Origin of the sequence: Streptomyces sp. NPDC090045 (assembly GCF_044747975.1) — a bacterium.
Taxonomy (GTDB): domain Bacteria; phylum Actinomycetota; class Actinomycetes; order Streptomycetales; family Streptomycetaceae; genus Streptomyces.
This window is the reverse complement of record NZ_JBIVFA010000001.1, coordinates 389,191-401,128: the sequence shown is the minus strand read 5'-3', so window position 1 is coordinate 401,128 and position 11,938 is coordinate 389,191. Positions and strand designations below refer to the sequence as shown.

The following is an 11,938-nucleotide window of genomic DNA, read 5'->3' as shown; positions in this document are numbered from 1 at the left end:
ATGCAAGCCTTGCGAGCAGCAGATAGGGGAGCAAATGCCGCAGGCCAGCACCAACAAGACGGCCACCAGCCGCGACATCGGGATAGACCTGGGGACGGCCAACACCCTCGTCTACGCCCGGGGACACGGAATCGTCCTCAATGAACCGTCCGTGGTCGCCGTCAAAGCGGGCACCACCACCGCCCTGGCCGTCGGATCGGACGCCAAGGAGACCATCGGCCGCACCCCCGGCTCCATCACCGCGATCCGCCCCCTCAGGGGCGGCGTGATCTGCGACTACGAGGCCGCCGAGGAGATGATCCGGCACTTCGTGCGCAAGGCCGTCCCCGGCCGCCGGCCCCGCACCCGGATGGTGATCTGCGTGCCGTCCGGGGTCACCCCCGTCGAGCGGCGGGCCATCATCCACGCCTCCACCCGGGCCGGAGCCAAGGCCGTGCACCTGATCGAGGAGCCGATGGCCGCCGCGATCGGCGCCGGACTCCCCGTGGCCGAACCGCGCGGCTCCATGGTCGTGGACATCGGCGGCGGCACCTCCGAGGTCGCCGTCATCTCCCTCGGCGGCATCGTCACCTCCCGGTCCCTGCGCGTGGGCGGGGACCGGCTCGACGCGGCGATCATCGACCACGTGCGCAAGGAGCACGCGCTGCTCATCGGGGAGCGCACCGCCGAGGACGTCAAGCTCGGCATCGGCTCGGCCTGGCCGGTGCCGGACCGGCCGGAACTGGAGACGCGCACCTTCACCGTGCGCGGCCGCGAGAAGGTCGGCGGCATGCCCAAGACGCTGGAGCTGGGCGCCGCGGACGTGCGGGCGGCCCTCGACGAACCCGTCGAGGCGATCATCGCCGCCGTCCGCACCACCCTGGAGGAGTGCCCGCCCGAACTGTCCGGCGACGTGATGGAGCACGGGATCGTCCTGACCGGCGGCGGCGCCCTGCTCCCCGGCCTGGACCTGCGGATGGCCTCGGCGACGGGCATTCCGGTCTTCGTGGCGGACAACCCGCTGGACTGCGTGGCACTGGGCTCCGGGCGGTGCGTGGAGGACCTGGACACCCTGGGCAGCCTGCTGGTCCCGGCCAAGGCCTGAGGCGCCAGGCCCTCCAGCCCTCCAGCCCTCTCGCCGTCCAGCCGTCCAGCCGTCCAGCCGTCTAGCCGTCTAGCCGCGCGGCAGCGTGGCCACGACCTCGTACGCGTCCTCCGTGCGCCGTGCCGTCAGGGTCCCGCCCAGGCTGCGTACGCGCTCGGACATGCTCGCCGTGCCGGAGCCCGCCGATACGGGGGCCCGGCCCGGGGTCCGGGCCGGCAGCGCGTTGCTGACGGCGATCCGCAGCTGCGGGCCGTCCGCCGCGATCGACACGTCGATGGTCTCCCCGTGCGCGTGCTTGGCGGCGTTGGTCAGGCACTCCTGCACCACCCGGTAGACCGCCGCCTGCCGCAGCGGCGACAGCCCGTGCGCCTCCCGGTCCATGGCGAGCCGCACCGGCGACCCCGCCCGCCCGCTCTCCTCGGCCAGCGCGGGCAGCCCGTCCACGCCCGGGGTCGAGGCCCGCTCCCCGCGCTGCACGATGATCTCGTTGAGCACCAGATGGGCCCGGCGCGCGGTGTCCGCCAGCTCCTCGAAGTCCTTCGCGTGCGTCGTCTCGCGCGCCCGCACGGACAGCACTTCGGAGCGCACCGTCAGCAGGGTCAGTTCCCGCCCGACGAAGTCGTGGACGTCGCGGGCGACGGAGGTGCGCTCCTGCTGGACGGCCTGCAGCACGGCGGACTCGGCCCGCCGGGCGGTGAGCTCCCCCACCAAATCGTGCCGGTAGGCGGCGATGCCCACCGCCGAGGCGAGCACCCCGATGGGCACGAACAGGCTGAGGAAGCCGCTGAGCGTCCCGGCCTTGTCCGCCGCCCAGCCCGGCACGCAGGAGAACAGCAGCAGCGCGAAGCCGACGTACCCGATCGTGGCCACGACCGCGGCCCGGCGGCCCCGGTAGCGGCCCACCGAGTACAGCGCGAACTGGATCAGGGTCAGCTCGTGCAGCCACCCGATGAACAGCAGCGCGGCCAGGTACGAGATCCAGGGCGTCCGGCGGCGCACCAGCAGGCTCGCGCAGCCCACGGCGAGCACGACGGCGGCCGCCGGCCCGCTCAGCGAGTTGTCGGCGGCGGCGAGTCCCGGCAGGTCGAGGGCCATCAGGCCGAGGCAGCTCAGGGCCGTGAGCACGTCCAGCGCGCGCGGCGAGCCGGCCCAGCCCTCGGCGAGCCGGCGGCCGGAGGCCACCCACCGGTGGTACGCCGAGACGACGGGCTTGACGAGCATGCCCTCCATCATCCGTGGTCGGCGGATCGGATCGGATCAGCCGGGACCGAAACCTGAGTGATTTAGGGCACTTCGGACAGGTCGGAGGTCCCGGCATCTCGCGACCTTGCGCCCTGCCGCAGGCCCGCGGGCCCTCGTAGCCTCGGAAGAATGACGACCGGAACGACCGCGGGACCGACCGCCGGACCGACCGCGGTTACGGCGACCGGAGCGCCCGCCCGTCGGGGCAGCGGCGAAGCCACCGGCACCGGCACCGCCCTGCTCCTGCTGATCGGCGGCCTGATCGGCACGCTGGCCTCCGGAGTCCTCGCGTACGACCGCATCCGCACCCTGGAGGACCCCCTCTTCACCCCCGGATGCAATGTCAACGCCGTCCTCAGCTGCGGCGACGTGATGACCACCTGGCAGGGCAATCTGCTGGGCTTCCCGAACACCCTCCTCGGCCTCGCCGGCTTCGCGGCCCTCGCCGCGCTGGGCCTGGCCCTGGTGGCCGGGGCGGTGTTCCCGCGCGGGCTCTGGCGCGTCCTGTGGGCCGGCCTCGCCGCGGGCTTCGCCTTCACGGTGTGGCTGATCGGCCAGTGCCTGTACGTGATCGGCGCGCTGTGCCCGTGGTGCATGGCCGTCTGGGCGGTGATGATCCCGCTGTTCTGGTACGTCACGCGGCACCTGGCGGCGCCCGGCTCCCGGCTGCGGGCGCTGCCGCACTGGCTGGTCCCGCTGGCCGCCTACGCGGTGCTGGCCGCGCTGGTCCTGTCGGAGTTCGGCACCCGCCTCCTGTGAGACCGTCCCCCGCACGGGGCGGGGAACGCATAGGGCGAAGGCCCCCGCACCGACCGACGGTGCGGGGGCCTTCGCCCTGTTGTCTGCGCGGTCTGCGCCTGCGGACCGCTAGCCGGCGGGCAGTGCGTCCAGCTGGGCCTGGAGCCGCGCGATGTCCGCCTCGGCCTTGGCGAGCCGGCCCTTGATCTTGTCCACGACGTTGTCGGGGGCCTTGGCGATGAACGCCTCGTTCCCGAGCTTCGCCTCGGCCTGCTGCTTCTCCTTCTCCGCGGCCGCGAGGTCCTTGGAGAGGCGCTTGCGCTCGGCGGCCACGTCGATCGTGCCCGACAGGTCGAGCGCGACCGTGGCGCCGGCGACCGGCAGGGTCGCGGTGGCGCTGAAGGCATCGCCCTCGGGCTGCAGGCGCAGCAGCTGGCGGATGGCGCCCTCGTGGGCGGCCAGCGCCGTACCGGTCAGGTCCAGGCGGGCCGGGACCTTCTGGCCGTCCTGCAGACCCTGCTCCTTGCGGAACCGGCGGACCTCGGTGACGACGGCCTTGACGAGGTCGATCTCGGCCTCGGCCGCCTCGTCGCGGAAGCCGCTGTCGGCGGGCCAGTCGGCGATCACCAGGGACTCGCCGCTGGTCAGCGTGGTCCACAGCGTCTCGGTGACGAACGGGACCACCGGGTGCAGCAGCCGCAGCATGACGTCGAGGACCTCGCCGAGGACCCGGCCGGAGACCCGGGCCTGCTCGCCGCCCGCGAAGAACGTCGTCTTCGACAGCTCGACGTACCAGCTGAAGACCTCGTCCCACGCGAAGTGGTACAGGGAGTCCGACAGCTTCGAGAACTGGTAGTCCTCGTAGTAGGCGTCGACCTCGGCCACGGTCTTGTTGAGCTGCGACAGGATCCAGCGGTCGGTCGCCGACATCTGCTCGGGGGCCGGCAGCTCGCCCTCGATGGTGGCGCCGTTCATCAGCGCGAAGCGGGTGGCGTTCCAGATCTTGTTGGCGAAGTTCCGCGAGGCCTGGACCCAGTCCTCGCCGATCGGGACGTCGACGCCCGGGTTCGCGCCGCGGGCCAGCGTGAAGCGGACCGCGTCGGAGCCGTAGGTGTCCATCCAGTCCAGCGGGTTGACCGCGTTGCCGAAGGACTTCGACATCTTCTTGCCGAACTGGTCGCGGACCATGCCGTGCAGGGCGATGGTGTGGAACGGCGGGGTGCCGTCCATCGCGTACAGGCCGAACATCATCATCCGGGCGACCCAGAAGAAGAGGATGTCGTAGCCGGTGACCAGGACGGAGTTCGGGTAGAACTTCGCGAGGCTCTCGGTCTGCTGCGGCCAGCCGAGGGTGGAGAAGGGCCACAGGCCGGAGGAGAACCAGGTGTCGAGGACGTCGGTGTCCTGGTGCCAGCCCTCGCCCGTCGGCGGCTGCTCGTCCGGTCCGACGCAGACGACCTCGCCGTTCGGGCCGTACCAGACGGGGATGCGGTGGCCCCACCACAGCTGGCGCGAGATGCACCAGTCGTGGAGGTTGTCGACCCAGTCGAAGTAGCGCTTCTCCATCTCCTGCGGGTGGATCTTGACCTTGCCGTCGCGGACCGCGTCACCGGCGGCCTTGGCGAGCGGACCGACCTTGACCCACCACTGCATGGACAGGCGCGGCTCGATGGTGGTCTTGCAGCGCGAGCAGTGGCCGACGGAGTGGGTGTACGGACGCTTCTCGGCGACGATCCGGCCCTCGGCGCGCAGCGCGGCGACGATGGCGGAGCGGGCCTCCAGCCGGTCCAGGCCCTGGAAGGGGCCGTGAGCCGTGATGATGGCGTGCTCGTCCATGACGGCGAGGTTCGGCAGGCCGTGGCGCTGGCCGATCTCGAAGTCGTTCGGGTCGTGCGCCGGGGTCACCTTGACGGCGCCGGTGCCGAACTCCGGGTCGACGTGCTCGTCCGCGACGACCGGGATGCGGCGGCCGGTCAGCGGCAGCTCGATCTCGGTGCCGACGAGGTGCTTGTAGCGCTCGTCCTCCGGGTGGACGGCGACGGCGGTGTCGCCGAGCATCGTCTCGGCGCGAGTGGTCGCGACGACGATGGACGCGTCGCCCTCGCCGTAGCGGATCGAGACGAGCTCGCCCTCGTCGTCCTGGTACTCGACCTCGATGTCGGAGATCGCGGTGAGGCACCGCGGGCACCAGTTGATGATGCGCTCGGCGCGGTAGATCAGCTCGTCGTCGTAGAGCTTCTTGAAGATGGTCTGGACGGCCTCGGAGAGACCCTCGTCCATGGTGAAGCGCTCGCGCGACCAGTCGACGCCGTCACCGAGGCGGCGCATCTGGCCGGAGATCTGCCCGCCGGACTCGCCCTTCCACTGCCAGACGCGCTCGACGAACGCCTCGCGGCCCAGGTCGTGGCGGGACTTGCCCTCCTTGGCGAGCTCGCGCTCGACGACGTTCTGGGTGGCGATGCCGGCGTGGTCCATGCCGGGCTGCCACAGCGTCTCGAAGCCCTGCATGCGCTTGCGGCGGGTCAGGGCGTCGATCAGCGTGTGCTCGAAGGCGTGGCCCAGGTGGAGCGAGCCCGTGACGTTCGGCGGCGGAATGACGATGGTGTACGCGGGCTTCTCGCTCTTCGCGTCGGCCTCGAAATACCCACGCTCTACCCAGCGCTCGTAGAGCTTCCCCTCTACCTCGGCCGGCGCGTACTGGGTCGGCAGTTCGGAGTTGGGGCTGCTGGGTGTCTGCGTGTTCTCGGTCACGGGGCACAGTTTAGGGCCGTAACAGTCCAGTCATGAAACCGGTAATGAGGGGGCCCGCCGCCCCGGGCGCCACCGGCTTCCGCCAGGATGTGTGGAACGGATAAGCAAAAAGAGAAGCAACCTCATTGGGGGACGCGGGATGAGCTACAACCAGCCAGGGCCCTACGGGCAGCAGCCTCAGCAGCCGGGACCGTACGGGCAGCCCCAGCAGCCCGGTCCGTACGGCCAGCAGCCCCCGCCGCCGCCGGGTCCGTACGGCCAGCCCGCCCCCCAGCCCGGTTACGGCTACCCGCAGCAGCCGGGCGTCCCGCCGCAGGGCTACCCGCAGCAGCCGCCGCAGCCGGGCTACGGCTACCAGCAGCAGCCCCAGCCCCCGTACGGCGCGGTACCTCCCCAGCAGCCGAAGAAGTCCAAGGCCGGCGTGATCATCGGCGTGGTCGTCGCGGTCGCGGTCGTCGCGGGCGCCGGCTGGTACTTCACGCAGGGCGGCGGCGCGAGCAGCGACATCTCGGCCGACACCAAGGGCTACAAGCTGGTCGCCCCGGAGTCGGTCGACGACTTCAAGAAGGACCCGAAGCACAAGGAGTCGGCCCTCACCCCCGGGGAGAAGAAGGAAGTCGAGGGGGTGGGCATGAAGAACCCCAGCAAGGTGAACATGGGCTACCAGGCGGGCGACCCGAGCAACCCGCTGGCAGGCAAGATCCTCAACTTCACCGGCTTCTACGGCGAGCTCGCCGACCCGGAGAAGGCGGTGGACGCGTACTTCGCCCTGGCCAAGCTGGAAGCCGCCAAGGAAGAAAGCAAGATGACGGTCGATCTCGTCGGGAGCCCCAAGACGATGAGCCCGGCCGGCTTCAAGGGCGCCGTGATGAAGTGCCAGGAAGCCAAGTTCACCTCGAAGGACCCGGCGTACAAGGGGCCCAAGGAGTTCACGCTCCCGATCTGCATCTGGGGTGACTACAGCACCCTGGGCACGGCCACTCCCATGGAGCTGGCCTCGCTGGTCGCCGGCAAGTCCGGCTACACCCTGGACCAGACCGCGGAGATCACCGCGAAGTTCTACAACACGGCCCGCGTCAAGAAGTAGCGGGGCGGCAGGACATGCAGAAGGGGCGCCCCCGGCCGGGGGCGCCCCTTCTCCGTGCTGTTGTGCGGGCTACGCCGACTTCTCCTGCGGGCCCTGGTCCTTCGGGACGATCCTCGGGACCAGCGTCGGGTTGACGTTGGAGCGGACCACGTCCGAGGTGATGACCACGCGGGCCACGTCCTTGCGGGACGGGACCTCGTACATCACCGACATGAGGACCTCCTCCATGATGGCGCGCAGGCCGCGCGCGCCCGTCTGGCGGAGGATGGCCTGGTCGGCGATGGCCTCGAGGGCCTCGCGCTCGAAGTCCAGCTCCACGCCGTCGAGTTCGAACAGCCGCTGGTACTGCTTCACCAGGGCGTTGCGCGGCTCGATCAGGATCTGGAGCAGGGCCTCGCGGTCCAGGTTGTGGACGGAGGTCAGCACGGGGAGGCGGCCGATGAACTCGGGGATCATCCCGAACTTCACCAGGTCCTCCGGCATGACCTCCTGGAACTGGTCGCTGGCCTCGATCTCGCGCTTCGAGCGGATCGTCGCCCCGAAGCCGATGCCCTTGGCGCCCGCACGCGACTCGATGATCTTCTCCAGGCCGGCGAAGGCGCCGCCCACGATGAAGAGCACGTTCGTCGTGTCGATCTGGATGAACTCCTGGTGCGGGTGCTTCCGGCCGCCCTGCGGCGGGACGGAGGCGGTCGTGCCTTCCAGGATCTTCAGCAGGGCCTGCTGGACGCCTTCGCCCGAGACGTCGCGCGTGATCGACGGGTTCTCGCTCTTGCGGGCCACCTTGTCGATCTCGTCGATGTAGATGATCCCGGTCTCGGCCTTCTTGACGTCGTAGTCGGCGGCCTGGATCAGCTTCAGGAGGATGTTCTCGACGTCCTCGCCGACGTACCCGGCCTCCGTCAGCGCCGTCGCGTCGGCGATGGCGAACGGGACGTTCAGCATGCGGGCCAGGGTCTGCGCGAGCAGCGTCTTGCCCGAGCCCGTGGGGCCCAGCAGCAGGATGTTGGACTTCGCGAGCTCGATCGCGTCGTCCCGGCCCTGCGCGCCGCCGTTCTCGCCGGCCTGGACCCGCTTGTAGTGGTTGTAGACCGCTACCGAGAGGGCCTTCTTTGCCGGCTCCTGGCCGACGACGTAGCTCTCCAGGAACTCGTAGATCTCACGGGGCTTGGGGAGTTCCTCCCACCGGACCTCGGAGGTCTCCGCGAGCTCTTCTTCGATGATCTCGTTGCAGAGGTCGATGCACTCGTCGCAGATGTACACACCGGGTCCTGCGATGAGCTTCTTCACCTGCTTCTGGCTCTTTCCGCAGAACGAGCACTTGAGCAGGTCGCCGCCGTCACCGATGCGTGCCACGAGGTGCTTCCCCTTCGCCTGGGAGACGCCTGGTTCAGCGCTCCTGGTGCCTCATATCCGACGGTACCTTGCCGGGGGCCCCGTGCGGGGCCCCCTTGACGTGGTTCACATCGCCGAATCCGGCGACGGTTCCACGCCAACTGACGGCAAGGATCAGTGGGAGTTCTTGCGGGTCGAGACGATCTGGTCGATCAGGCCGTACGCGAGCGCGTCCTCGGCCGTGAGGATCTTGTCGCGCTCGATGTCGTCGCGGATCTTCTCGATCGGCGTCGTCGAGTGCTTGGCCAGCATGGTCTCCAGCTGGTCGCGCATGCGCAGGATCTCGTTGGCCGCGATCTCGAGGTCCGAGAGCTGCTCACGACCGGTGCCGCCGGACGGCTGGTGGATCAGCACGCGGGCGTTCGGCAGGGCCATGCGCTTGCCGGGGGTGCCGGCGGCGAGCAGGACCGCGGCGGCGGAGGCCGCCTGGCCCATGCAGACCGTCTGGATGTCCGGCTTCACGAACTGCATCGTGTCGTAGATCGCCGTCAGCGCGGTGAAGGAGCCGCCGGGGCTGTTGATGTAGATCGAGATGTCGCGGTCCGGGTCCATCGACTCCAGGCACAGCAGCTGCGCCATGACGTCGTTGGCGGAGGCGTCGTCGATCTGCACGCCGAGGAAGATCACGCGCTCCTCGAAGAGCTTCGCGTACGGGTCGTACTCGCGCACGCCCTGCGAGGTGCGCTCGACGAAGCGCGGGATGACGTAGCGGTTGTCCACCTGCGGGCCGGTGTAGAGGCCGCTCGCGGAGAAGTTGTTCTGCATCTGGGTGTTCACCATCCTGGTGGCGTTCTGCGGGCTGTCGGCTGCGGGGTACTGACGGTGGTGCCGGGATCAGGCCCCGGTGCCGCCGCCGCCCGGAACGTTGGACGCGGCCGAGATGATCTCGTCGATGAGGCCGTACTCCTTGGCCTCCTCGGAGGTGAACCAGCGGTCGCGGTCACCGTCGCGGATGATCGCCTCGACGGTCTGGCCCGAGTGGAACGCGGTGATCTCGGCCATCCGCTGCTTGGTGCGCAGCAGGTACTGGGCCTGGATCTTGATGTCCGACGCGGTGCCACCGATGCCGGCGGAGCCCTGGTGCATCAGGATGTCGGTGTTCGGCAGGGCGAAGCGCTTGCCCTTGGCGCCACCGGTGAGCAGGAACTGCCCCATCGAGGCCGCCATGCCCATGCCGATGGTCACGACGTCGTTGGGGATGTACTGCATGGTGTCGTAGACGGCCATGCCGGCCGTCACCGAGCCACCGGGGCTGTTGATGTAGAGGTAGATGTCCTTCTCCGGCTCGGCGGCCAGGAGCAGGAGCTGCGCCGTGATCTTGTTGGCGATGTCGTCGTCGACCTGCTGGCCGAGGAAGATGATGCGCTCGCCGAGCAGCCGGTTGTAGACATGGTCGCCGAGGCCGCCACCGATGGACGGCTCACCCGCGGCGTAAGGCTTCAGATTCGTCACGTATCCACCTGCTCGTCTCCGACGGCCATGTGCCGTCTCAGCGTCTCGTTCTGGGGCGCGGACCGGCCGGTGCGGACGAGTCCGCCGGCGCCCGGGTACTCACGTGCCCCCGTATTCATGGACCCTAACGCGCAGGTCGGACAACGCCATCCCGCTTCCCGAACTGTTCGCTCGGAGCGCAAGCTCCCAGGGCCTTTCGGGGACCATGCCGGAGGGCCCGGACGCGGCTGCGTCCGGGCCCTCCGGGGCACTGCTCAGCGGGCTTCGCCCGGGGTGTTACTTGGCCTCGTCGGCCTTGACCTCGTCGTCGCCGTCGACAGCGGCCTCGACGGTCTCGGCGGCCTGCTCGACCTCGTCCTCGTCGTCGGACAGGTCCACGACGTCACCGTTGGTGTCGACGACCTTGGCGGCCTCGACGACGACCGCGAGGGCCTTGCCGCGGGCGACCTCGCCGACCAGCATCGGAACCTGGCCACCCTCGACGACCGCCTGGGCGAACTGGTCGGGGGACATGCCGGAGGACTGGGCACGGCGCATGAGGTGCTCGGTGAGCTCCTCCTGGTTGACGCCCAGCTTCTCCTTGTTGACCAGCGCGTCGAGGACGAACTGGGTCTTGATGCCCTTGATCGCCTGCTCGGAGGTCTCGGCGTCGAACTCCTCGACCGTCTTGCCCTGGAACTCCAGGTACTTCTCGATGGTCAGACCCATCTGGCCGAGCTGGTGGTGCTCCAGGTTGTGCTTGCGGGTCTGGACCTCGTCCGCGAGGAGCTTCTCGGGGATCGGGACCTCGACGAGCTCCAGCAGCTTCTCCAGGACGCGCTCCTGGGCCTGCGTGGCCTGGTCGTACTGCTTCATGTTCTCGAGGCGCTTGCGGCTGTCCGCCTTGAGGTCCTCAAGGGTGTCGAACTCGCTCGCCATCTGCGCGAACTCGTCGTCCAGCTCCGGGAGCTCCTTGGCGGAGACCTTGGTGACCTTGACGGTGACCTCGGCGTCCTTGCCCTCGGCGGAGCCGCCCTTCAGCTGGGAGGTGAAGGTGGCCTCGCCACCGGCCTCCAGGCCCGTGACGGCCTCGTCGATGCCCTCGAGGAGCTCGCCCGAGCCGATGGTGTACGAGACGTCGGAGGCGACGCCGTCGGGCAGCACCTCACCGTCGACCTTGGCCTCCAGGTCGATGGTGACGACGTCACCCTCGGCGGCGGCGCGCTCGACGTCCTTGGTGGAGCCGAAGCGGCCGCGCAGCTGCTCGACCGACTTCTCGACGTCCTCGTCGGAGACCTCGACGGCGTCGACCTCGACCTCGATGCCGGAGTAGTCCGGGATCTCGATCTCGGGACGGACGTCGACCTCGGCGGTGAAGGCCAGCAGTTCGCCGTCCTTCAGCTCCGTGATGTCCACCTCGGGCTGGCCCAGCGGGTTCAGGTCGGCCTCGTTGACGGCCTCGGTGTAGAACTTCGGGAGGGCGTCGTTGACGGCCTCCTCCAGCACCGCACCACGGCCGAAGCGCTGGTCGATGACGCGGGCCGGGATCTTGCCCTTGCGGAAGCCCTTCACCGTGACCTGCTGGTTGATCTTCTTGTACGCCGCGTCGAGGCTGTCCTTGAGCTCCTCGAAGGGCACCTCAACAGTGAGCCGAACCCGAGTCGGGTTCAGGGTCTCCACGGCGCTCTTCACGGTTCGGTCTCCTTGTGGCTGACTTCTGGGGGATCTGCCGTCTCGCTGCGATTCAGCGGTTCAGCGGACTTCGGCCCGGTACATCAGACACACGGGCACGCAGCTTGCATAGTAGCCGCAAGCGGCAATCAGCCCACAACGCGATCTTGCGGTCCGCCCTCGAAAGATCCCGAGGGGAACACTGATGGTGGTCGGGGTGGCCGGATTCGAACCGACGACCTTCCGCTCCCAAAGCGGACGCGCTACCAAGCTGCGCCACACCCCGTCGGTGCGACACGTAGGGTACATGCCCGGAGACCCTCTGATGTGCGGGGTTTCCCGATGCGTTTCGGGCCGGTCCCGGGCGTGGGCGCGAAATGTGGTGTGCGCTCCCCCTGTACGACCCGCTAGGATGCTGTCCGTGCCGCGGTCCTCGACCTACGGCGCGCGCGTTGCGGGTGTAGCTCAATGGTAGAGCACTAGTCTTCCAAACTAGCTACGCGGGTTCGATTCCCGTCACCCGCTCTGAAGCACGAAGG

The 11,938-nt window shown here is 69.4% G+C and carries 9 protein-coding genes and 2 tRNA genes; 4 read left to right on the top strand and 7 right to left on the bottom strand.

Going from position 1 to position 11,938, the window contains the following annotated elements; all coding sequences use genetic code 11:
- Positions 1-34 precede the first annotated feature (34 nt).
- Positions 35-1,084, top strand: coding sequence for a rod shape-determining protein (locus tag ACIPYQ_RS01800; protein ID WP_401245249.1), 1,050 nt, complete (start codon positions 35-37; stop codon positions 1,082-1,084).
- A gap of 69 nt (positions 1,085-1,153) precedes the next feature.
- Here the strand turns inward: ACIPYQ_RS01800 and ACIPYQ_RS01795 are convergent, their stop codons facing one another.
- Entirely contained in the window at positions 1,154-2,305 is a 1,152-nt protein-coding gene (locus ACIPYQ_RS01795) for an ATP-binding protein (RefSeq protein WP_401245247.1), read from the bottom strand.
- Positions 2,306-2,455: 150 nt separating this feature from the next.
- On the opposite strand from ACIPYQ_RS01795, the gene ACIPYQ_RS01790 reads away from it, so the two are divergent.
- Positions 2,456-3,085, top strand: coding sequence for a vitamin K epoxide reductase family protein (locus tag ACIPYQ_RS01790; protein ID WP_401245245.1), 630 nt, complete (start codon positions 2,456-2,458; stop codon positions 3,083-3,085).
- Positions 3,086-3,193: 108 nt separating this feature from the next.
- On the opposite strand, the gene ACIPYQ_RS01785 is transcribed toward ACIPYQ_RS01790, so the two are convergent.
- Positions 3,194-5,815 carry a valine--tRNA ligase gene (locus ACIPYQ_RS01785; RefSeq protein WP_401245243.1) on the bottom strand — a complete coding sequence of 874 codons (2,622 nt, stop codon included), beginning with the start codon at positions 5,813-5,815 and terminating at the stop codon, positions 3,194-3,196.
- A gap of 139 nt (positions 5,816-5,954) precedes the next feature.
- Between ACIPYQ_RS01785 and ACIPYQ_RS01780 the strand changes: the two genes are divergently transcribed.
- Positions 5,955-6,902 carry a hypothetical protein gene (locus ACIPYQ_RS01780; protein ID WP_401245241.1) on the top strand — a complete coding sequence of 316 codons (948 nt, stop codon included), beginning with the start codon at positions 5,955-5,957 and terminating at the stop codon, positions 6,900-6,902.
- A 69-nt stretch (positions 6,903-6,971) separates the two neighbouring features.
- Here the strand turns inward: ACIPYQ_RS01780 and clpX are convergent, their stop codons facing one another.
- The 5 genes from clpX to ACIPYQ_RS01755 form a co-directional block, all read right to left on the bottom strand.
- Complete coding sequence (gene clpX / locus ACIPYQ_RS01775) at positions 6,972-8,258, bottom strand: ATP-dependent Clp protease ATP-binding subunit ClpX (RefSeq protein WP_030710841.1); 1,287 nt, start codon at positions 8,256-8,258, stop codon at positions 6,972-6,974.
- A gap of 153 nt (positions 8,259-8,411) precedes the next feature.
- Positions 8,412-9,077, bottom strand: a complete 666-nt coding sequence (locus tag ACIPYQ_RS01770; RefSeq protein ID WP_150257432.1) for an ATP-dependent Clp protease proteolytic subunit — start codon at positions 9,075-9,077, stop codon at positions 8,412-8,414.
- A gap of 54 nt (positions 9,078-9,131) precedes the next feature.
- A complete protein-coding gene (locus ACIPYQ_RS01765; protein ID WP_030649990.1) occupies positions 9,132-9,749 on the bottom strand; it encodes an ATP-dependent Clp protease proteolytic subunit in 618 nt (205 codons plus the stop codon).
- A 276-nt stretch (positions 9,750-10,025) separates the two neighbouring features.
- Positions 10,026-11,420 (bottom strand): trigger factor, encoded by a 1,395-nt coding sequence (tig, locus tag ACIPYQ_RS01760; RefSeq protein ID WP_361760073.1) that lies wholly within the window; start codon positions 11,418-11,420, stop codon positions 10,026-10,028.
- Positions 11,421-11,608: 188 nt separating this feature from the next.
- Positions 11,609-11,685: transfer RNA gene (locus ACIPYQ_RS01755), tRNA-Pro, on the bottom strand.
- 168 nt (positions 11,686-11,853) lie between these two features.
- Between ACIPYQ_RS01755 and ACIPYQ_RS01750 the strand changes: the two genes are divergently transcribed.
- Positions 11,854-11,924: transfer RNA gene (locus ACIPYQ_RS01750), tRNA-Gly, on the top strand.
- Positions 11,925-11,938: the final 14 nt, after the last annotated feature.

Bases quoted from the DNA above. Each gene is read 5' to 3' on its own strand.
- ACIPYQ_RS01800 (WP_401245249.1), top strand. From the start codon at position 35: ATGCCGCAGGCCAGCACCAACAAGACGGCCACCAGCCGCGACATCGGG.
- ACIPYQ_RS01795 (WP_401245247.1), bottom strand. From the start codon at position 2,305: ATGCTCGTCAAGCCCGTCGTCTCGGCGTACCACCGGTGGGTGGCCTCC.
- ACIPYQ_RS01790 (WP_401245245.1), top strand. From the start codon at position 2,456: ATGACGACCGGAACGACCGCGGGACCGACCGCCGGACCGACCGCGGTT.
- ACIPYQ_RS01780 (WP_401245241.1), top strand. From the start codon at position 5,955: ATGAGCTACAACCAGCCAGGGCCCTACGGGCAGCAGCCTCAGCAGCCG.
- ACIPYQ_RS01770 (WP_150257432.1), bottom strand. From the start codon at position 9,077: ATGGTGAACACCCAGATGCAGAACAACTTCTCCGCGAGCGGCCTCTAC.